The sequence below is a fragment of the Maribacter aestuarii genome (assembly GCF_027474845.2).
Taxonomy (GTDB): domain Bacteria; phylum Bacteroidota; class Bacteroidia; order Flavobacteriales; family Flavobacteriaceae; genus Maribacter; species Maribacter aestuarii.
The window spans coordinates 1,163,269-1,185,755 of record NZ_CP107031.2; the positions used below are offsets into that span (position 1 = coordinate 1,163,269).

Genomic DNA, 22,487 nt, shown 5'->3' on the forward strand with positions numbered 1-22,487 from the left:
CAATTTGTTCAGGTTTGTTATGCTAGTCTTGGTACAAGTACTCGTATTTAACCGTTTGAATTTCTTCGGCTTCATCAATCCCATGGTGTATATACTATTTATTTATTGGTATCCCATTAAAGAGAACAGGACTATATTTATTGGTATAAGTTTTCTTCTAGGTTTTCTTATTGATATTTTTTCCGATACCCTAGCGATAAATGCAGCGGCCACAATCACCATTGCCTATTTAAGGCCAACTATCATGCGTTTTGTTTTTGGAGTGAATTATGAATTTCAAAGTTTTAAACTAAACAATACGACCAAGGCACAACAATTTACTTTTTTGGCGTTATTAATTATGATACATCACATGGTATACTTTACTATGGAAATTTTTAGCTTTGCCAATATCTTAATGATATTACAGAAGACCTTGGCGATAGGGGCCGCATCTTTGGTGTTATGCCTATTATTCGGCTCCTTGTTTAGTACAAAGAAAGAATGAGAAAAATTCTTTTATCATCCATCATCATCATCATCGGAATAACATTTCTGAGCAGGCTTTCCTATCTTCAAATTTTTAGTTTTTCTCCCGATCAGGTCATGGAGGACCCAGCTATAAAGGCCATTTACGATTATCCGGAAAGAGGGTATATCTATGACCGAAATGGAAAACTTCTTGTAGGAAACGACCCGGCGTATGACGTTATGGTCATACCTAGGGAAGTAAAACCGCTGGACACGCTGGAATTCTGTAACCTTTTGGGTATCGAGAAGAATCAGTTCATAGAAAAATTACATAAGGCCAAAGTTTACTCGCCAAGATTACCCTCAGTATTGGTACCACAACTTTCCAAAGAGGACTACGCCAAGCTTCAAGAAAAAATGCGGAAGTACCAAGGTTTTTATATCCAAAAGCGCTCGTTAAGATATTATGACACCCAAAGTGCCGCCAATGTACTAGGCTATATAAGTGAAGTAAACGAAAGCGATTTAGCAAAGAATAAATATTACGTACAAGGCGAGTTAAAAGGCAGAACAGGTATAGAACGTTATTACGAAGATTTACTAAGGGGCAGAAAAGGTGTCCAGTATATTCAAAAAGATCGGTTTAACCGTGATATAGGCCCATACAAAGACGGGGCATTGGATACACTTCCAGAACAAGGAAAACAAATAAGTGTTACACTGGACAAAACCTTACAGGAATACGGGGAGCGGCTAATGCGTGGTAAACGAGGCGGAATAGTGGCACTTGAACCTGCAACCGGAGAAATCCTGTCTATGATTTCCGGTCCCACCTATGACCCTTCTTTATTGGTAGGTCGCAAACGCTCTAAAAATTACACGGAACTCTATAATGATACCATTGCCAATCCCACATGGGATCGTTCCATACATGCGCAACAACCACCAGGTTCGCCATTTAAAACATTGAATGCACTTATTGCGCTACAAGAGGGTGTTCTGGATGAAGCCACTACCATACGCTGTTACAACGGGTTTTACGTTGGTAAGAAAAAACGAGGATGCCATTGCGGTGGAGGTTTACGTAACATGAACAGTGGTATTTATCAATCCTGCAATGCCTATTTTGCTGGAACCTTCCGTAAAATTTATGAGAAGTTCGACACAACTGATGAAGGTATGGATGTTTGGGAAAAACACATGCGCAGTTTTGGCTTAGGGGACTATTTAGGTTATGACCTACCGTTTGGTCAAAAAGGAAGAATTCCTAGTAAAGAGTATTATGATAAATGGTATGGTGACAATAGGTGGAGTTCCTCGTATATCATATCAAATGCCATAGGCCAGGGTGAGATACTCGCTACCCCTGTCCAATTAGCCAATATGACCGCCGCGATAGCCAATAGAGGTCATTATTTTACCCCCATATTCTGAAAAAGGTAGAGGGAAAAGATATTACGAATCCAAAGTTTACAGAAGCTAAGCACACCACCATCGACCCCGAGTATTTTGAGCCCGTTGTTCAAGGAATGGCCGATGTTTACAAAAAAGGAACTGCCAGATGGGTACAAGTACCTGGGATAGAAATCGCAGGTAAAACAGGGACCGCAGAAAATTTCACCAAAATAGATGGTGTTCGCACACAACTCACTGATCATTCTGTATTTGTTGCCTTTGCTCCGGTGGACAATCCTAAAATAGCGATTGCCGTTTACATAGAGAACGGCTATTATGGGTCAAGATATGCTGGACATATTGCCTCATTGATGATAGAGAAATATTTAAAAGGAGAAATTACCAGAACAGATTTAGAGAAAAGGATGTTGGAGAAGACCTTGGAACATGAGTATGCAAAACCATATAGTGGGGAAGAGTTCAAGATAAACGAATATGTCTGGTAGGAGTATTCTCAAACGCATTGATTGGTTTAGCGTTTTTCTTTATGCATCCCTAGTATTGATCGGCTGGTCCAATATCTATTCCGCGACCTTTATAGAGACACAGGATTCCCTTTTTGATTTAGGCACCCGACACGGGAAACAGCTTTTTTTTATTGGAGTAAGTTTTCTCGCCATTATTGTTATAATGGGTCTGGAAGTGAACTTTTATGAACGTTTCTCCAGTCTTTTCTACCTGCTTTCAATAGTTTCCTTATTGGGACTTTTCATATTTGGCAAGACCATCTCCGGGGCCACATCTTGGTATGATCTAGGGTTTTTCAATTTTCAACCATCGGAACTGGCGAAAGCGACAACTGCATTGGCTCTGGCCAAATATTTGAGTGATATACAAACCGATATCAAAAGAAGAAAAAGACCAACTCTATGCCCTGGCCATTATATTGATACCGGCCCTACTCATAATTCCACAACCCGATCCAGGAAGTGCATTGGTTTTCTTCTCCTTGATTTTCGTCATCTTCCGGGAAGGATTACCGTTATATTATTTGGGAATCGGTTTTGCGTTTATTATGATTTTCGTCTTAACACTTATGTTCGGGACCATCTGGATTGCGATAGGCCTTGCACTTTTGATTGTGCTATTGTTCGGTTTAAAAAGAAAAAAGTTAAAAGTTCCCATTTTACCTTTGATTACCACGTGCGTCGTAGTCATCTTATTTTCGCTATCCGTGAATTTTGTATTCAACAATGTTTTTGAACAACGCCATAGGGACCGTTTCAGCTTATGGTTACGCTTGGAAAAAGACCCTGTTAAACTAGAACAGATAAGAAAAACCATTGGATATAATACATATCAATCGGAAAAAGCGATCGAGTCCGGGGGATTCTTCGGGAAGGGATTTCTTGAAGGTACTCGCACCAAGGGTGATTTTGTACCTGAACAGGATACCGATTACATCTTTACGACCGTCGGAGAAGAATGGGGATTTGTGGGGACCGCGACTGTTATCATTTTATTTTCCTTGTTATTCCTAAGATTAATCTCTCTTGCAGAAAGACAGAAAAATGACTTTGCCAGAATGTATGGTTATGGGGTAATATCTATTTTGCTCGTCCACTACTTCATTAACATCGGTATGGTGATTGGAGTACTGCCTACCATCGGAATTCCGCTACCCTTCTTTAGCTATGGGGGCTCGGGGTTATTGTTCTTTACCGTTTTACTCTTTGTCTTTCTGAAGTTGGACACAAACCGACTCAAAGAAAGTTTTTAGAATTCCCAGTTTCGGGAATATACTTCACCTTCAATCTCCGCCTGTTCCCTCTCATCCATTTTTTCAAAAAAATCGATACCGGTACGCTTTTCTATTTGGTCAATGGGAACCGTAAAATTCTGTAAAGGTCTGCTCTGTTCCTTGTTAGGAATGATGAATCCCAAAACATCCCATTCGTTAGTCCTTTTTTTTGCGATTACTTTATAGAAATATTTAGGGACATCTACGTCTTCTTGGCCTATCTCCTCCAGCCCATCCTCCAGAATTCCTCCCGTTATCACATACAGATGATTATAATTTTTTGCCCAAGAACGGACCTTCATTTCCAGTCGGTTCCAGATACCCGCGTTAAATTCCCTATCCTGTGGACTAATGTTACTGGTATAAAATGTTTCATTGTACGCCATCTCAGAGAATCTTCTATCCCCGGCCGGGCAAAGATGTCCCCTGTCGTAACCGGAGCCTTTGTAGTTACGCCAATCCGCAGATTTGCTTTTCACCCAAGGATCTTCAATAAAATAGGGCCTTTTTCTATCATCATAGGTCAAGTGCTCTTCTTTTAACTCGTAAGCCACCCATTCTGCTTGTTCAAAAGGTTCCTTATAAGATAACGAGAAATATGAATGATGTACTATTTCTCCAGTTGAGGAACTCGGATAGAGTTCTTGGGGAAAGCCATTTGAAATGACCTGGGCCTCGGTTGTTGAATAGGTACTTGGGGTGTAGAAATTTTCGAACAACCAGAATCCTACCACACAAACCAAAATTAAAACAGTATAGATTTTTCGATTTTTTGCACGTATTCCCATTGACCAAATTTAGCTTAATTTTGTAAGAAATATAGGCTTATCTCGACTCATAAAACGGTATTTAACCCCAAAAATAAGTAAGGAAAATTATGGTATTAACATGGAAGGACGTCATTCATTTTTCGGTCAGCGGAAATCCGGAACCGGACAAAAGGGTAGAAAAAACTGAAAGTGAATGGAAAGAATTATTAACTCCGGAAGAATTTAGGATTACAAGGAAAAAAGGTACGGAAGCACCGCACACCGGAGCACTTTGTAGTGTGCATGATGCTGGAAAATATGAATGCATTTGTTGTGGCACGCCATTATTTGATTCTACTATAAAATTTGAATCTGGAACGGGATGGCCAAGTTTTACACAACCAATCAAAGAAAACGCTATTAAATATAGTAAGGACAGTTCATTTGGAATGGTAAGGGTTGAGGTAATGTGTAATACGTGCGATGCGCATTTGGGACATGTGTTTCCAGATGGTCCAGAACCCAGTGGGTTACGCTATTGCATTAACTCGGCATCAATGAAAATAACAAAGGAGGAACAGCATGGATAATTCAAATAGGACACTTGCCACCATGGGAGGAGGATGCTTTTGGTGCACTGAAGCCGTATTTCAAGAAGTAAAGGGAGTTTCTTCGGTCGTTTCCGGATATACCGGAGGAACAGCGCCCGGCAGACCAACTTATCGTGAAATTTGTTCCGGTCTTACAGGTCATGCAGAAGTAATTCAAATCACGTTTGATTCTTCAGTAATCTCCTTTGCGGATATTCTGAGGATATTCATGACCACGCATGATCCTACCACCTTAAATAGGCAGGGAGCGGATGTTGGAACTCAGTACCGATCGGTAATTTATTATCACGACGAAAATCAGCGCAAAACTGCTGAATCCGTATTGAAGGAAATGGGCGAATATTATGATAACCCTATTGTAACAGAACTGAGTCCTTTAGGTATCTTCTATGACGCCGAAGACTATCATCAAGATTACTACAAGAACAATCAGTCTCAGGGCTATTGCCAGGCTGTAATAAATCCTAAACTGTCCAAATTGAGGAAATTACATGCTGAAAAGCTTAAAAAATAGGCACAAAAAAACCGCTCATAGAGCGGTTTTTTTATTCTTTCTGACTAAATTTTAATCCTTAACGCTAGCTAATTTACCATTCTTAATATTGTTCAATTTCAAATCTTGAAGTACATTAACCGCTTCCTCGACATATACGTCCTTAGCTAAATTTGTGTGCCAACGGTTTCTCTTTTCCCTTAGCACGGAGTCTTTTGTAAAAAGCTCCTCTTCATATCTTAGAGACTTAAAGGTTAATTTAGAATCATAATCCGAGAGTGTTTTAAAATAGTCGGACTGTTCTTTATCTTTTTCTTTTTCCTCTTTATATGTTGTATAGTTCAAGGAAATCTCGGTTTCGTCCTGCTCTCCCTTCAACCACTTGGCGTTCTCCTCTATAAGTTTAATCTGAGGATTGGCTTCCATTCTTCTCTTACTATTGGCAATCGTTTGTTCGTAATCGATATACCCATCCCAAATTTTATAATCTGCTGGGGTAATTTTATCCCACTTTAACGGATTGGACTGATCACGCTCCCCAAGGTCTATATAACTGTACTTATCCGGAACTACAACATCACTCTTAACGCCTTCCAATTGTGTGGAACCTCCATTGATTCGGTAGAACTTCTGTGTGGTCAACTTAATAGCTCCCAAATCACCATGTTCGTTACTACGTACTATGTTATCCAATGGTATCACATTCTGTACCGTTCCCTTTCCAAAGGTCTGTTTACTTCCAATAACTATAGCCCTTTTATAATCCTGCATAGCAGCTGCTAAAATCTCGGATGCCGATGCGGAAAGTTCGTTCACCAGGACTACCAATGGCCCATCCCATTGAATTCTTTCATCCTTATCATCATATACATCTTTACCCTTTCCACTGGAACGTACTTGTACAATCGGTCCATCTTTTATGAACAATCCGGCCATTTCCACAACGGTTTTGAGCGATCCCCCTCCGTTGTCCCTTAAATCCAGAATCAGACCTTCTGCACCTTCTTGTTTTAATCTTTCTACCTCCTTGGCCACGTCAGAAGCGGCATTTCGTTCACTGTAGTCCTCAAAATCAACATAAAACTTAGGTAGGTTGATAATTCCAAATTTTTGGTCCCCCTTAATGATATTGGCCGATTTTGCGTAGGATTCCTCTAATTCTACAACGTCCCTTGTTAAAGAAACCTCTTGTAAGGAACCATCCACTTTGCGCACGGTCAAATCTACAACAGTGCCCTGTGCTCCCTTTATCAATTTTATGGCGTCGTCCAAACGCATCCCAACAATATTAATGGGCTCCTCTCCATTTTGTCCTACCTTAATTATCTCATCACCTACTTCCAAACTTTGATCTCTCCATACCGGTCCACCGGAAATGATTTCGACAATTTTGGCTCCTTCAGGCTTTTTCTGAAGACGTGCACCAATACCTTCAAATTTACCCGACATGTTCATATCAAATTTCTCCTTATCGTCCGGTGCAAAGTAAAAAGTGTGAGGGTCAAACTCGTCCACAATCGTATTGATATACTGTACGAACCAATCCTTTCGTTCCAAATCATCAACAAAATCAAAAAACTCATCTAAGGTGGCCTCTGTAGATTTTCTTGATTCCATCTCCGCCTCTTCGAGTGAATGGGCACTATGGTCATGATCGTCTCCAACGGCATCGGCATCTTTCTCCATATGACTAATTTTTGAATCATAGGTTCCTAATGTGGCGTATTTCAACTGCTTTCTCCAACGCTCCTTTAGATCGGATTTATCAGCTGCGAACAACTCTTTGTCATATTCTATACTGATGCTTTCGTCCTGGTTATAGTCGAAAGGTTCGTTTAAAACATCTTTATAGATATCCTTGGCATCCTCCATGCGCTGTATTAGACGCTCGTAAACCGCATTGAAAAATGTTATATCAGTATTTTTTATTTGATCATCTATCTGAAACTTATACTGTTCAAATTCAGCAATATCAGATGCGATGAAATATCTCTTGGTAGGGTCGATTACATCAATGAAATCCTCGAAAACACTAACAGAAAAGTCATCATCGATGTCCTTTGGTTCATAGTGTCCTTTTTCCAAAACGTATGTAATCAAATCAAGGAGTAATTTATCCTTGTCGTCGTTCTCAAAAGATTTATTCGTAAAACTACATGAGGCAACCGCCACGAGCATTACAATTAAGAAATAGGCTAAATTTCTTCTCATAAAATTTTCTTTTTTATTCTTCTTCAAAATCCGGGAATTTGCATATTATGTTGACGTTTAACTACATCACAATTCTCTAAGATACAGAAAAAACCATGCCAATAAAGGCATGTAGATTTAAATTTTTGTTAAACGCACCAATTTCAGGATGCTATTTAAAAACGTATTTTTACGGCAATAAGTATATACGATGGGAAAACCTTTGATATTGGTTACCAATGACGACGGAATAACCGCCCCAGGTCTCCGCGCATTAATATCCTACATGAAGAAAATTGGCGATGTAGTAGTGGTTGCGCCGGATAGCCCGCAGTCTGGAATGGGCCATGCCATTACACTGGACAGTACACTCTATTCCAAAAAGATGAAAATTGATTTGGACGAGGCTGGCATAGAGGAATATAGTTGTAGTGGAACACCGGCAGACTGTGTTAAATTAGCTTTACAAGAGCTATTGAAAAGGAAACCGGATATATGTGTAAGTGGCATAAACCATGGTTCCAATTCCTCAATCAATGTAATCTATTCCGGAACAATGAGCGCGGCAATCGAAGCCGGCATAGAAGGTGTTCCTGCCATTGGTTTTTCATTATGTGATTACAGTTGGAACGCGGATTTTTCGCAAGCCGGCAATTTTATCCAACAAATAGTCTCAGAAGCACTGGCTAATAAAATGCCTAAAGGGGTCGTGCTAAACGTAAACATTCCTAAATTGACGGAAAAGTATATTAAGGGAATTAAAATATGTAGACAGGCAAAAGCCAACTGGAAAGAGAAAAATTTGATAAGCGTACGAACCCAATGGGTAAGGATTATTACTGGCTTACAGGTGAATTTGAACTATTGGACAAAGGAGAGGATACGGATGAATGGGCGTTGTCCAACGGTTATATTTCCTTGGTCCCTACACAATTTGACCTTACTGCCCACCACGCAATTCAAGAAATAAATACATGGAATTTAAATGAACACTAAAAAGGAAATTCTTATAGGAATTTTGGTAGGTATTATAGCAAATACTCTGGGTACTTTGCTTTACATTTTACTTTTTTCCGATTTGAGTATATCGGAAACTTATCAAGCGGCTGTAAAGCAAGGTCATGTTGGCAGTCTCTTGGCTTTAGGTGCCATTTTAAACCTCGTTGCATTCTTTGGCTTTTTGAAAATAAAAAGAGATCAGAGAGCCAAAGGGGTTTTAATATCTACCATTGTTACCGCTCTGATAATTCTCTACTACAAGGTTTTTTAGAATGAAATACTACATTATAGCAGGAGAAGCTTCTGGAGACCTTCATGGCTCCAACCTAATCAAAGCTTTGTTGCGTGTAGACCAAAAAGCAGAGATCAGGTGTTGGGGCGGCGATTTAATGAAAGAAGCCGGTGGAGATTTGGCAAAGCATTATAAGGAAATGGCCTTCATGGGTTTTATTGAAGTTGTCTTGAACCTGAATGCGATTTTTAAAAACATCGGTTACTGTAAAGAAGATATTTCAAATTTCAAGCCTGACGTAATCGTATTTATTGATTATTCCGGATTCAATCTGCGCATCGCCAAATGGGCCAAGGAAAAGGGATTTACAACAAATTACTATATCTCACCTCAAATTTGGGCCTCTAGGGAAAGTCGCATTGAAAAAATTAAAAGGGATATTGACGCCATGTACGTAATACTTCCTTTTGAAAAGGAATTTTACGAAAAAAAACACGGGTATCCCGTTCATTTTGTGGGTCACCCATTACTAGATGCAATTTCCAACAGGCCGCCTTTGGATGAGAGAGATTTCAGGAATGCAAACCAATTAGATTCGGGTAAACCCATTATTGCATTACTGCCCGGTAGTAGGAAACAAGAAATCCAAAAAATGTTGTCGATTATGATATCCATCACCCCGGATTTTGAGGACTACGAGTTTGTTATTGCCGGAGCCCCGAGCTTGGACAATGACTTTTACGAGCCTTTTCTTAAAGGAAAAAATGTAAAGTACGTGCAAAGCAAAACCTATGATTTGTTATCGATTGCAACGGGCGCTTTGGTCACTAGCGGGACTGCCACTCTTGAAACCGCTTTGTATAAAGTACCGCAGGTCGTATGCTATAAGGCTAACTGGATCTCCTATCAAATTGCGAAACGCATAATTACTTTAGAGTTTATTTCATTGGTCAACTTGATATTGAAAAAGGAAGTAGTTAAAGAGCTTATACAGGATGATTTAACAAAAGAAAAGTTGACCAAAGAGCTTCAACTTGTTCTATCAAGCAAACAAAGAAACTTAATACTAAAGTCTTACGAAGAACTTACCGATAAATTAGGAGGTTCGGGTGCGAGTGAGAAGGCTGCTAAATTAATTTTTCAAAAGGCTCAAGGCGGAAATTAGTTCTGTTTGTAATTTTCAATTCTATCAGGATTTAGCGTATATCTAAAATAATTCTATAATTTTGATGTTCAAGTAGTAGAGACAACACTTGAAATTCATGCGCAAACTATCTTTTTTATTATTGTTCATAGCCATTACAAGTTGTGGTACCGGTAAAAAAAGTAAGTTGACCAGTAAGGAAAGAAGTATTTCCGTTGCCGCTGCGGATAATGCGCGAAAGGGAAATGAAACACCCGTTAAAAAAGAAACAACGGAAACTCCACCATCCTATGGCCATCTTACGAAGGCTGACGGAATAATTAATACCGCCCTCACGTTTTCAGGCGTTCGTTATAAATTTGGAGGCACCACCAGAAACGGAATGGATTGTTCCGGATTGCTCTACGTTTCATTTGCGGAACATGATATAAAACTGCCAAGAACCTCAATCCATATGGCAGAGGAAGGTAAAAAAATAAGAATCAAAGATGTAGAAAAAGGGGATTTGCTATTTTTTAAGACCAGCAAAGGCTCAAAGCGCATCAACCATGTAGGCATGGTGGTTAAGGTAGAGAATGATGAAATTAAATTCATCCATTCTTCTACTTCACGCGGTGTAACCGTATCATCTCTGCGGGAAGGCTTTTGGAACCACGCATTTGTTAAAGCCACCAGAATCCTATAAATGAAATTGCTGGCGTTCGTACCTATTAAATTAACGCTACTTCTTATTCTGGGAATTCTTTTAGGGTACTATTTTCCGTTTGATATTCGAATTGCCATAGCAACCACTTTATTTTTTTTCGTAGTTCTTGGCATCCTATTTTTTACCAAGCCAAAAAGTAATTCATCTTTTTATGGGTTTATCGCAGCGCTTACTACGATTACCTTAGGTATTTTTATAAGTATACAGGCCCAACCATTACATCATAGTAGCCATTACAGCAATTTATCTTTAGAAAGACAGAAGCAGTGGCAGCTAAAAATAACCGAAGTATTAAAACCCACCCAGTTTTCTGAACGTTATGTAGCCGTAGTAAACGGATTAAATAGCACCCATACTACCGGTAAAATACTTTTGAGCAGACCGGTGGATACTACTCAGAAACCATTGACAGTCGACGATGAAATTTGGGTATTTTCAGAAATTCTACCCATTAACCCACCTTTAAATCCACACCAATTTGATTATAAGAGTTATTTGAAGAAGCTGGGTATTTACCACCAATTAAAATTCAACCATTCAAATTTCATAAAAAATGAAAATCCGGAGTGCACAATTTATGGCTTAGCAGCTGCAGCTAGAGGCTATATCATCAAAAAATTGAAACAGGCTAATTTTGGTGCGGATGAATTAAGTATAATTCAAGCCTTATTACTTGGGGAACGTTCGGATATTTCAGCTGAAACCTATAACGATTATAAAAATGCGGGTGCCGTGCATATATTGGCCGTTTCTGGGCTGCACATTGGGATACTCCTTTTATTGATCCAGTTTCTGCTTCGCCCTTTGAGAAATAGAACAATCTCTTTACTCATTAGTGTAATCCTCTTATGGGGTTTTGCCTTTGTTGCAGGCTTGTCCCCTTCTATTATCCGAGCCTGCACCATGTTCAGTTTTGTAGCCTACGCGCTATACTTGAACAGGCCTAGCAACACCTTTAATATTTTGGCATTGTCCATGTTCTTTATCCTATTGTTCATTAATCCCAATCTGCTGTTCCAAGTTGGTTTTCAAATGAGCTATGCAGCAGTTTTTGCTATTGTCTGGATTTATCCATTGCTTCAAAAACTATGGTTTCCCAAGAATAAAATTTTACGCTATTTATGGCAATTACTTTCGGTAAGTGTTGCAGCCCAGTTGGGGGTGCTCCCTATCAGCATATTTTACTTTCATCAATTTCCAGGATTGTTCTTTATTTCCAACCTTTTAATAGTGCCTGCGATGGGCTTCATTATAGGGACTGGTATATTGGTTATATTTCTGGCCCTTATCAATCTACTACCAGACTGGTTAGTGCTGCTTTTTAATGAATTGATTGGATGGATGAACAGTATTGTAGGTTGGGTAGCAGATCGGGAAAGTTTCATATTCAAATCGATTTCCTTCGATTATGGTCAATTGGTTCTTGCCTTTTTTGTAATCGGCATGTTAGTTTATATGTTGCAGCAAGTTAGTTTTAAGCGCATAGCTGTTTTCTTGATTGCCTTGTTTTCATTTCAATCATGGACCATATTTCAAAACTATGTGGCCTCCTCAACAAACGAAGTTTTAGTTATGCATCAAACTAAAAATTCGATATTACTCCATAAGAGCGGAAAAAAGCTAGATGTCTTTACCAGTGATTCCAAAGCTTCCGAAAGAGCGATAGCGGATTACCGGATTGGAGAGCGGATTGATAGTGTCAACTACAGCGCTTTAACCAACAGTTATGACGTTCTTGGTTTACCGCTGTTGGTCATTGATAGTCTGGGAGTATATCCAAAACAGGGCTCAGGTCAAATAATTCTTTTGACCTATTCCCCAAAACTGAATCTTGAAAGACTATTTGGAAACACTCGACCAATACAAATCATTGCCGACGGAAGTAATTACAAAAGCTACGTAGAACGATGGCAAGAGACTTGTAAAAAAAACAAAATCCCTTTTCACTATACAGGCGAAAAGGGAGCTTATTTGTTTGAAAAGAAATTCTAGTGAACGTTACCCATTAATTTTTTAATTAACGGTGAGGCAAGGAGCACTAAAATTCCGGCACCAATTGAGTATTTTGCTATCAAATCAAAACCATCCGTATAAACGGTAAGTGTATCAAAACCACCAATATTTTTATCGGTGCTTTCTATGGCCAACTGTTTACCAATGAAACCAACGACCTGAAAAGCAAATGCAGATGACAAGAACCAAACTCCCATCATAAAGGCGACGATTCTCTTTGGCGATAAATCGGTTATCTTAGATAGTCCAACTGGAGACATAAAAAGTTCTCCAACAGAAAGAAGAAAATACATTAACAGCAAATAAGTGAATGGAACCAGGCCATTTTCATTGGCACTTGCACCGCTAATTGCCAGAATGTAAAAGCTTATCCCCGCAAATAAGAGACCCAATCCAAATTTATAAGGTGTTCTTGGATTTTTATTTTTTTTACTCAAATAAGTCCACATCATGGAGATAGGAATTGCCAATATAATTATGAACATGGAATTAAGTGAGTTGGTTTGAGCCGCAGACATCATTGTCAATTCCACATTACGAGCGGCAAATAGAGTGATGACACTCCCCGATAGCTCGTGAAAACCCCAGAAAATTGTCATGAAAAATGTTATGAGAACAGCAACAAAAAGCTTCTTACGTTCATCTAAAGTCGCCTTTATCATGATACTTCCAAGGTATATTAGAATAGCTACTGCAATTAATTTAAAAATTATATTGACAATATTCTGATCACCTAAAAAACTTCCTTCAGGACCGAGAGATTTATACGCTGACAATAAATAGGCGATAATGGGCGCTGACAAAACAGTTAGGATAGGGATCAGAACCCCTTGTTTTATACCCAACACTTTTTTGTTCATTACTTCCTCGTTGGGAGGAAGGCCTCTATCCCCAAAAACATTTTTCCGTATTCCGCTCCAAAAAAATAGAAGCCCTGTAATCATACCAACTCCCGCTAATCCAAATCCATAGTGCCATCCGTATTTGTAAGCAAGCCATCCACAGAGTAAAGGTGCAATCCATCCTCCTATATTTATTCCCATATAAAAAATCGTAAACCCCGAATCCTTTTTTGGATCTCCGTATGGATATAAAGTTCCTACGAAAGTTGATATGTTAGGTTTAAAAAAACCATTACCCACAATTATCAGAGCAAGGGCTAAAAAGAATGCCATATTATTCTCTATTGCCAAAACAAAGTGACCTATTGCCATTAAAATTCCACCTAGGAAGATGGAATTTCGCATCCCAAGAATTTTATCGGAAATCTGACCTCCTATGACTGTAGATGCATAAACCAATGAACCGTAAGATGCATAAACGGCGGCAGTAGCAAAATCGCGCTCTGCTAATGCTTCAAAAATTACATTTACCATGTAGAGCGTTAGCAATGCCCTCATACCATAGAAACTAAATCGTTCCCATAGCTCGGCAAAGAACAAATAAAATAACCCTACCGGGTGTCCGAACAATTCTTTTTGATGTGCTGGTTTAGTATTGGTCATAATCGTATCGGTTTTTTAAAACTTATTTTGGTCATAGTTTTTCCTTAACAAAATTGGTAAGCTTATTAAACAGGTGAATTCTGGTATTACCTCCCTTAATACTATGGTTTTTATCCGGATAAATGGCCCAATCGAACGGTTTGTTCGCCTGAACTAATGCTTCTATCATACGCATTGTATTCTGGACATGAACATTATCATCTCCTGAACCGTGTACTAATAGATAGTCTCCTTTAAGTAGTTCTGGGTAATTGAATGGGGAGTTATCATCATAACCTTCCGGATTCTCGGCTGGTGTACGCATAAACCGCTCCGTATAAATTGTATCGTAGAAACGCCAAGATGTAACGGGTGCTACTGCTATGGCCATTTCAAAGGTATCATTGCCTTTAAGAATACAGTTGGTAGCCATGTGCCCGCCAAAACTCCATCCCCAAATACCGGTCCGATTTTCATCGATATAATCCAGTTCACTTAACTTTTTGGCAGCCGCTATTTGATCCTCGGTCTCATATTTCACAAGGTTCAAGTAAGTAACTTTTTTAAAGTCCCTCCCTTTAAAACCTGTTCCCCTACCATCTACACAGACGACGATATAACCTTCTGAAACCAACATTTGATGCCATAAGTCCCTATCGTTCATCCAAGTATTGGAAACATTTTGGGAACCTGGACCACTATATTGGTACATAAATAAAGGATACTTATTGCCTGGGTCAAAATCCAGCGGCTTGATCATGTACATGTTCAAATCGTATCCATTGACCCTTATAGTAGAGAATTCTTTAGGACTTGTTTTATAATTTTCAAGCTTCTCCAATAGGGTCGAATTATCCTTGATATCCTTTAGCTTTTTTCCAGTTAACGCTTTATGTAAGGTATAAGTTGGTGGGGTTTGGATATTTGAAAAAGTATTGATAAAGTAGGTAAAGTCCGCACTAAAAGAAGCCTCGTTCTTTCCACTTTCAACTGCAAGAGATTTTTTCTTTCCCCCATTGCTCTCCACACTATAGACCCCTCGATTTATTGACCCGTTCTCCGTAGACTGATAATATATTTTGTCCTCGTTCTGATCATAACCATAATAATTGGTCACTTCCCAATCGCCCTTAGTAATTTGATTCATTAGTTTTCCACTGGAATCGTACAAATAAAGATGGTTCCAGCCATCTTTCTCACTGGTCCAGATGAAACTATCATCCGCCAAAAAAGTGAGGTTGTCCGTAATATCCACATAAGCAGCATCTCTTTCCTCCAACAGCAGGGAAACCATATTATTTCTTGCGTCCACCATTTGCAACTTTAAATGGTTCTGATGGCGATTAATCGTCTGCACACTTAAGACGTTGGCGTCATTCATCCATTTTATTCTTGGGATGTAATAGGACTCTCCCAAATTAATATTTGAGATTGCTTCTGAAGATACATCGTATAAATGCAAGCTTACTTTGGCATTCTCCTCCCCCGCTTTTGGGTATTTGAACACATATTGACTTGGATACTTTTCCGTTCCGTACACATCCATAGAAAATTGTGGTACGTTGGTTTCGTCAAATCGTAAAAAAGCGATTTTGGAACCATCTGAATTCCACTCAAAGGCACGTACGAACGCAAATTCTTCTTCATAAACCCAATCGGTTACCCCATTGATAATCCTATTCTTTTCACCATTACTCGTAATCTGTTGGGTATTGGCAGTAGTTAAATCCATCAGAAAAAGATTGTTATCCAAAACATAGGCCACTTTCTGTCCGTTTGAGGATAGTGTAGGTTCTTGGATTTTAGAATCGCTTACTTTTATAAGTTCTTTCGAATTGACATCATAAACATAAAAGATACCCAGCGTAGATCGTCTAAAGATAGATTCCATTTCTGTTGCCAGTAAAATTTTTGATTCGTCATCACTAAACTGGTACGATGTAAAACTAGAAATATCAGGTAAGTTTGCAGTTGACACCAAAGTTCCGGTTTTTTCTAAAGTCTCGTAATCATAACTATCTATGGAAACTGCACCGGTAGCTTTATTTGTATTTAGTACGGTATACTGTCTACCGTTTTTCATTGAACGCAGCACCTCCAAACCTTCGGTATTGAACTCTCCTTCATAAATCGCTTCAACGGTAATCTGCTTTTTTTGAGCGGTAATGTAAGATTGAAAACATACTGCAAAAACAGCCAAAATGAATATTTTCCTCATAAAAAATGTCAAATTTTTAAATCTTTCAAGTTTACCACTATTTCGGTAAAAAACCACGGAATGCATTGAAAAAAGAAAGAAGTTGTTTGGAATGCGTGGGGTCTATTTCCAATCAAGTCAATATCCTTATCTTTACTTCGGGATACCTAATCCACAACTATAAATTGAGCCATATCGTTAGTAATAGCGGTAAATAGTATCCAAAAAAATCGAATTTATGATAAAACCAATAGGTGGTTTTTCAAAACTCTCCAAAGCAGAAAAAATAGATTGGGTAGTCTCCAATTACACCTCAAACCCCAAAGAGTCCAAGAAAATTCTTGAAACCTATTGGAACTCCGGCATCAAATTGCAACAGCTTCATGATGAGTTCATAGAGAACACCTTGACCAACCTATACATGCCCTTAGGCATTGCGCCCAATTTCTTGATCAATGGAAAATTGTATGCCGTACCCATGGCTATTGAAGAGAGTTCGGTGGTAGCGGCGGCCAGCAAAGCAGCAAAATTCTGGTTAAAAAAAGGTGGATTCAAGGCTCAGGTCCAAGGCACTGAAAAAGTAGGACAAGTCCATTTCATTTTTAAGGGGGATTATGAAAAATTGAAACAATTTTTTGAGTTAGTAAAGCCAAAACTATTCGAGGCGACCGCTTCCCTCACAGAAAGTATGAATAAAAGAGGGGGTGGTATTTCTAAAGTAGAACTACGGAACAAAACCAAGGAATTACCAGACTATTATCAACTGTATTGTACGTTCGAGACGAAGGATGCCATGGGGGCAAATTTCATCAATAGCTGTTTGGAACAGTTTGCCACGACCCTAAAAATGGAGGCCCTTCAATACATACCATTTTCTGAAAAAGAAAAAGAGATTGAAGTGGTGATGAGCATCCTTTCCAATTATGTTCCCAATTGTACCGTAAGGGCAGAAGTTAGCTGTCCCGTGGAGGAATTGGAAATTTCGTCTAAAATATCCCCCGCCTTATTTGCTGAGAAGATGGTAAGAGCGGTGGACATTGCGAAAAAAGAACCCTACCGGGCAGTAACCCACAATAAAGGAATTATGAACGGTATAGATGCCGTTGTGCTAGCAACGGGTAATGATTTTAGGGCCATAGAGGCTGGTGTACATGCTTATGCCTCTAAAGACGGTAATTACACAAGCCTCACCCATGCCGAAGTGAAGAATGGTATCTTCAAGTTTTGGATAGAAGTGCCGCTGGCCTTAGGTACGGTTGGTGGACTCACCAAATTGCACCCCTTAGTCAAGTTGAATCTGGAAATTCTTCAAAACCCATCAGCTCCAGAATTAATGCAGATTATGGCCGTAGCAGGATTGGCTCAAAACTTCGCAGCTTTGAGTTCTCTGGTTACCACGGGGATTCAAAAAGGCCACATGAAAATGCACCTTATGAACATTTTAAATCAACAGGAAGCTACCGAAGAAGAAAAAATCCTTGCCGTTGAACATTTTAAGAACAATACGGTATCCCATAGAACAGTTGAAGATTTGCTGACGAGTTTAAGGAACCGATAACGATGCAAAAATTTTATAGTCACGGAAAATTATTGCTTTCTGGCGAATATGCCATTTTGGACGGTGCATTAGGGCTTGGGCTTCCCACAAAATTCGGCCAGCAGTTAAAGGTTGAAAAAAGCGATTCACGAGCATTGCATTGGGTAAGTTTAGATCATGAATCCAAGGTCTGGTTTGAAGCGCGTTATAGTTTAAGTCCGTTCAAAGTTACTGAAACCAGTGATCCTGAAATTTCCAATAGGTTAATTCAGATTTTAGCTGAAACAAAACGGTTGAACCCGGCCTTTTTGACAACCAACCAAGGTTACCAGGTTGCAGCCCAACTGACGTTTCCAAGAGATTGGGGCTTAGGCTCCTCTTCCACTCTGTTGAATAACATTGCCAATTGGGGCAAGGTCAATGCCTATAGGTTGTTGAGTGCTACCTTTGGAGGAAGTGGCTATGATATAGCCTGTGCTCAGCACAAACTTCCTGTACTATATCAGATAAGTAAGTCTCTTCCCCTCGTCCAGGAAGTAAATTTTAAACCATCATTTAGTAACGAATTATATTTTGTTCATTTAAATCGAAAACAAAATAGTCGGGATGCTATCCAGCATTATTCAAATTTAAAAATTGATAAGGAGGAGCTAATCAATAAGATATCCAATGTAACAGAAAAACTCGTCGCCTGTAGTTCTTTGAACGAGTTTGAGAAATTACTTAAACTTCATGAAAAATTGATTTCCAAAGCTATTGGATTGATTCCGATTCAAGAACGCTTATTCCCTGATTATAAAGGAGTTGTTAAAAGCTTGGGGGCCTGGGGCGGTGATTTTATTATGGTCACGGGAGATGATGAAACCCCTAGTTATTTTAAGGAAAAAGGGTTTAGTACGGTAATCCCATATGCTGAGATGATTTTATAAAAAAAGCCTATATTAAATAGAGGCTTTTTTATGCTTTAAGAATCTAGGAATTAATAAAAGGTCGCCCTTTTGTCCTTGATTTCAGCCGCTTCTTTCAACGCATTATAAACGGCAGTATTCACACTGTTCGCCGCGTTACTTTTTAAAGTATTGGCGTACGTGCTATAATTATCCAATTTTGGCGCTTCCGTACGTTTTACGATTTCTATTTTGAAAACCCCAGTATTCCCTTCAATCAAGTCGGATGTTTCGCCTTGGTTCATGCCGTAAGCGGTCCCTACAACCGCAGGTTCATTACCAGCTCCCGGAATGGTCGGTGACTTTACCGTCAATGCCGATGCCGTGGACACAGTTGAGTTATTATCCTTTGCTATGGCATCCATGGACTTTCCTTTGTTGGCAGCAATAATCGTAGCCGCTTTACGCTCTTTTCTGATGATTGGCAAAACTGTGGGTGATGCATCTTCGGCACTCATGAGGCCTTCGTCATAACTTCCGGTTAATTGTACCACAGCGTATCCATTATTGATATTGAATCGCTTTATGTCGCCTACTTCCGTGTCGCCGTTAAAAGCCCACTGTACAATATTACGCTGTACTCCTAAGCCAGGAAGGTTTTCATCCAGTTCCTTCAATTTGTTCACTGGTCGTACCGTATACTCGTTTTTCTTCGCTATATCCGAGAAAGCGCTATTATCATCAATAGTTTCCATCTCAAATTTCGTGGCATCGGTAAATAACGTATTAATGGTTTCCTCGGAGGGAACAATCTCCCTAGACAACGTAGCCAATTGCACAATATCCTCTTTATCGTCAACCTTAATTACATGAAATCCAAATTCCGTTTCCACTAATCCGATAGAACCTACACTATTATTAAATGCAAAATCATTGAATTTAGGAACCATTACCCCTTCTTGAAAATATCCCAAATCTCCACCATTTGGAGCGGAAGGTCCATCAGAGTTATCCCGGGCCAACTCTGAAAACACAACCCCAGACTTTTTGGCTTCTTTCAAAAGTTCCTTAGCCTTAGCTTCAGCTTCTTCTTTAGTTCTTTTAATTTCCGGATTAGCCCTAGTCGCTCCTTCGTATGTTAAAAGAATATGACTGGCTTTTACAGAGCCATTAGGTTGCCTATCCATCATTTTGGAAATCTTGTACGACCCACCTTCTTTATAGGGGCCATATATTTCACCCACGTTTAAGGTCATCAGGGTATCCGCAATGCTTGGTGGAAGATTCTTTTTAGCCTTGTAGATAGTATCAAATTTCGTATCCGAATATCGGTCTAAAAACGCAACCATGTTTGTGGTATTCCTAAATCCCTTTATAGTATCGTTACGATCAGTCTGGGCATTGTATTCCACGGTATCGTCCAATAAGGCGGTAATCTCTTCCTTAACGGCAGCATCATCAGCTTCGGATGGACTTTCCTCAAAATAGACATATTGTAAATCACGGGCAGGTTCTTGCTTAAACTCTTCTTTATGCTTACTTACATAGTCGGATATTTCACTTTTGGTCACTGTAATCGTACTGTCGGGTATAGCGGTGTATGGAACTCGTACATATTTGATATCCATTTTCTCGTTCGCTAGCTTGTAATCCAGCTCCCCTTCTTTAAGTGTGGCTCCAACACCCGCTTTTACCAAATTAAAATAAGTCTGTTCTTTGGCCAACTGAATAATTTCTTCTTCTGTTTGTAACCAAACATCATACTGTGCCGGATTATTCGCTTTCCAATCCGCAACTGTTTGTTTAAAACGATTGGGGTCGAAAATTCCGTTTTCATTCTGGAATTCCGGATTCTGCGCGTAACCGGTTGTCTTTAGAAAATCTATAATCTGGTCTTGTTCTATTCCTATACCCAGTTCTTCAAACTGCTCTCCCAGAATGGTATTCCGTACCTCTCTTTCCCAAACTTGGTTCGTCAATTGCATAGAAGAGACCGTAGGACCCATTCTTCTGGAAGCAGTTTCTACTTTTTGCCTGAATTCATCAATAGAAATTTCATTTCCATTAATCTCCGCAACGGAAGAACCTACTTTTTCCCCACCAAAGTTACTACTGGTAAAAACACCGGAAATTACGAATGCAAAAAGTGCCAAACCGATGATAAGAATCAAAACTGTGGTACGTTTTCTTATATTTTGTAAAACTGCCATCTTAAAGGTATAATTAAATCAGTTGGCGAAATTACCATTTTTAATTGAAATAATAAAAACTAAAACTTAAGGAAAAAGGGATTGGAAAAGGGCTAATCTTCCGATAAAACCTCCAAGGCAACCATGTCAATTTTTGTACTGGAAACCTCTAAAACTGTAAACTTAAAATTCTCTAATTGAATTTCCGATTCCTTCTCAGGGATCTCACCCATTCGATGAACCAACATACCACCCAAGGTCTCGTAATCATCCGTAGTAGGCAGATTTAACTTGTAATTTTCATTAATATAATCTACTTCCAATCTTGCCGAAAAGAGATAGTGGGTATCGTCTATTTGCTCTTCTCTAAGATCGGTACTATCATGTTCGTCCTCTATTTCACCAAAAAGCTCCTCTACGATATCCTCCACCGTCATGAGTCCAGAAGTGCCTCCGTATTCGTCCAGGACAACGGCCATACTTTTTCGTTTCTTGATCAGAACATTCAATATGTCCTGAATGAGCATCGTTTCGGGAACAAACTCCACCGGAAGTAGAATACTTTTGATTGTTTTTGGTTTTTTAAATAGTTCGTAAGAGTGAATGTAACCAATGATATTATCAACAGTGTCGTTGTATACCAAGATTTTGGAAAAACCGGTCTCCGTAAAAAGTTTTGCAAGGTTCTTTGGGGTCTCGTGCATTTCTACTGCAACGATTTCCGTACGTGGCACCATAACCTCCCGTGCTTTTACAGCCGCGAATTCCAATGCGTTTTGGAAGATTTGTATTTCCGTATCAATTTCATCTTCCTTTTCAACCGTTTCCATCTGTTCCGTGATGTAATCCCCGAGCTCTATTTTACTAAAGGCCAATTGCACCTCGTCACCCGATGTGCCAAATAGGTGTTTCAGTATGAAATCTGAAATCCATATGATAAAATCCGAAATAAGCGAAAAAAGGGCATAGAACAAATAAGCGGGTATGGCCAGTAACTTTAATAGACTGTTGGCATAAATCTGAAAAAGCACTTTTGGCAGAAACTCGGCTGTTATTAAAATTACAAAGGTGGAAATGAGCGTTTGGGTCAGAAGACTAAAATCGGTAAACATGAGCCTAAGAAAAGTATTGGAATAGTCCATGGTACCAAACCACTGCATGAGGACTTCCCCCATAAATAGACCATAAATAACCAGAGCAATATTATTGCCGATTAACATAGTGGCAATAAATTTTGAGGGTTTCCGAGTTAACCTAGTAAGCACTTTAGCCAAAAATCCCTCCTGCTTTTTCTCTATTTCGATATGAATTTTATTGGCAGAAATAAAGGCTATTTCCATCCCCGAGAAAAATGCAGAAAAAAGAAGCGACAATACAATAATTATGGTTGGACTTTCCAAAGTTAGTTTT

Annotated in this window: 15 protein-coding genes and 3 pseudogenes; 12 read left to right on the plus strand and 6 right to left on the minus strand. The window is 39.2% G+C overall.

Features of this window, described 5'->3' with window-relative positions; all coding sequences use genetic code 11:
* Positions 1–19 precede the first annotated feature (19 nt).
* The 3 genes and pseudogenes from mreD (at position 20) to rodA (ending at position 3,625) form a co-directional block, all read left to right on the plus strand.
* On the plus strand, positions 20–487 hold the full coding sequence (mreD, locus tag N8A89_RS05340) for a rod shape-determining protein MreD (protein ID WP_281541330.1): 468 nt from the start codon (positions 20–22) through the stop codon (positions 485–487).
* Positions 484–2,351 (plus strand): annotated as a pseudogene (gene mrdA / locus N8A89_RS05345) (penicillin-binding protein 2). Before mreD ends, mrdA begins: the two are co-directional and overlap by 4 nt.
* Positions 2,341–3,625, plus strand: a pseudogene (rodA, locus tag N8A89_RS05350) (rod shape-determining protein RodA). Before mrdA ends, rodA begins: the two co-directional pseudogenes overlap by 11 nt.
* Here rodA and N8A89_RS05355 read toward each other — a convergent pair.
* The gene (locus N8A89_RS05355; protein WP_289645033.1) at positions 3,622–4,434 is read right to left on the minus strand and encodes a DNA/RNA non-specific endonuclease; all 813 of its coding nucleotides are present in this window, start codon (positions 4,432–4,434) and stop codon (positions 3,622–3,624) included. The pseudogene rodA and the gene N8A89_RS05355 sit on opposite strands and share 4 nt — an antisense overlap.
* Before the next feature lie 89 nt (positions 4,435–4,523).
* On the opposite strand from N8A89_RS05355, the gene msrB reads away from it, so the two are divergent.
* Together msrB and msrA are read left to right on the plus strand one after the other, a co-directional pair.
* Positions 4,524–4,985 (plus strand): peptide-methionine (R)-S-oxide reductase MsrB, encoded by a 462-nt coding sequence (gene msrB / locus N8A89_RS05360; RefSeq protein WP_281541331.1) that lies wholly within the window; start codon positions 4,524–4,526, stop codon positions 4,983–4,985.
* Positions 4,978–5,520, plus strand: a complete 543-nt coding sequence (msrA, locus tag N8A89_RS05365) for a peptide-methionine (S)-S-oxide reductase MsrA (protein WP_281541332.1) — start codon at positions 4,978–4,980, stop codon at positions 5,518–5,520. The genes msrB and msrA overlap by 8 nt, the downstream gene beginning before the upstream one ends.
* A 51-nt stretch (positions 5,521–5,571) precedes the next feature.
* Here msrA and N8A89_RS05370 read toward each other — a convergent pair whose 3' ends face one another.
* The gene (locus tag N8A89_RS05370; RefSeq protein ID WP_281541333.1) at positions 5,572–7,710 is read right to left on the minus strand and encodes a carboxy terminal-processing peptidase; all 2,139 of its coding nucleotides are present in this window, start codon (positions 7,708–7,710) and stop codon (positions 5,572–5,574) included.
* Positions 7,711–7,900: 190 nt separating this feature from the next.
* Here N8A89_RS05370 and surE point away from each other — a divergent pair.
* From surE to N8A89_RS05395, 5 genes and pseudogenes are all read left to right on the plus strand, one after another.
* Positions 7,901–8,685, plus strand: a pseudogene (gene surE / locus N8A89_RS05375) (5'/3'-nucleotidase SurE).
* Positions 8,675–8,959, plus strand: a complete 285-nt coding sequence (locus tag N8A89_RS05380) for a hypothetical protein (protein WP_281541335.1) — start codon at positions 8,675–8,677, stop codon at positions 8,957–8,959. Before surE ends, N8A89_RS05380 begins: the two are co-directional and overlap by 11 nt.
* A 1-nt stretch (position 8,960) precedes the next feature.
* Positions 8,961–10,085: a lipid-A-disaccharide synthase gene (gene lpxB, locus N8A89_RS05385; RefSeq protein ID WP_289645034.1), complete on the plus strand. Its 1,125-nt coding sequence runs from the start codon at positions 8,961–8,963 to the stop codon at positions 10,083–10,085.
* Positions 10,086–10,182: 97 nt separating this feature from the next.
* Positions 10,183–10,749, plus strand: coding sequence for a C40 family peptidase (locus N8A89_RS05390; protein ID WP_281541336.1), 567 nt, complete (start codon positions 10,183–10,185; stop codon positions 10,747–10,749).
* Entirely contained in the window at positions 10,750–12,762 is a 2,013-nt protein-coding gene (locus N8A89_RS05395; protein WP_289645035.1) for a ComEC/Rec2 family competence protein, read from the plus strand.
* Here N8A89_RS05395 and N8A89_RS05400 read toward each other — a convergent pair.
* Both N8A89_RS05400 and N8A89_RS05405 read right to left on the minus strand, forming a co-directional pair.
* The gene (locus N8A89_RS05400; protein ID WP_289645036.1) at positions 12,759–14,288 is read right to left on the minus strand and encodes a peptide MFS transporter; all 1,530 of its coding nucleotides are present in this window, start codon (positions 14,286–14,288) and stop codon (positions 12,759–12,761) included. The two genes, N8A89_RS05395 and N8A89_RS05400, sit on opposite strands and share 4 nt — an antisense overlap.
* Before the next feature lie 31 nt (positions 14,289–14,319).
* A complete protein-coding gene (locus N8A89_RS05405; RefSeq protein ID WP_289645037.1) occupies positions 14,320–16,485 on the minus strand; it encodes a S9 family peptidase in 2,166 nt (721 codons plus the stop codon).
* A 217-nt stretch (positions 16,486–16,702) separates the two neighbouring features.
* On the opposite strand from N8A89_RS05405, the gene N8A89_RS05410 reads away from it, so the two are divergent.
* Positions 16,703–18,022, plus strand: coding sequence for a hydroxymethylglutaryl-CoA reductase, degradative (locus tag N8A89_RS05410; protein WP_281541337.1), 1,320 nt, complete (start codon positions 16,703–16,705; stop codon positions 18,020–18,022).
* 2 nt (positions 18,023–18,024) lie between these two features.
* Positions 18,025–18,930: a GYDIA family GHMP kinase gene (locus N8A89_RS05415; protein WP_281541338.1), complete on the plus strand. Its 906-nt coding sequence runs from the start codon at positions 18,025–18,027 to the stop codon at positions 18,928–18,930.
* Positions 18,931–18,980: 50 nt separating this feature from the next.
* Here the strand turns inward: N8A89_RS05415 and N8A89_RS05420 are convergent, their stop codons facing one another.
* Positions 18,981–21,098: a peptidylprolyl isomerase gene (locus N8A89_RS05420; RefSeq protein WP_281541339.1), complete on the minus strand. Its 2,118-nt coding sequence runs from the start codon at positions 21,096–21,098 to the stop codon at positions 18,981–18,983.
* A 92-nt stretch (positions 21,099–21,190) separates the two neighbouring features.
* Positions 21,191–22,477 carry a hemolysin family protein gene (locus N8A89_RS05425; RefSeq protein ID WP_281541340.1) on the minus strand — a complete coding sequence of 429 codons (1,287 nt, stop codon included), beginning with the start codon at positions 22,475–22,477 and terminating at the stop codon, positions 21,191–21,193.
* Positions 22,478–22,487 lie beyond the last annotated feature (10 nt).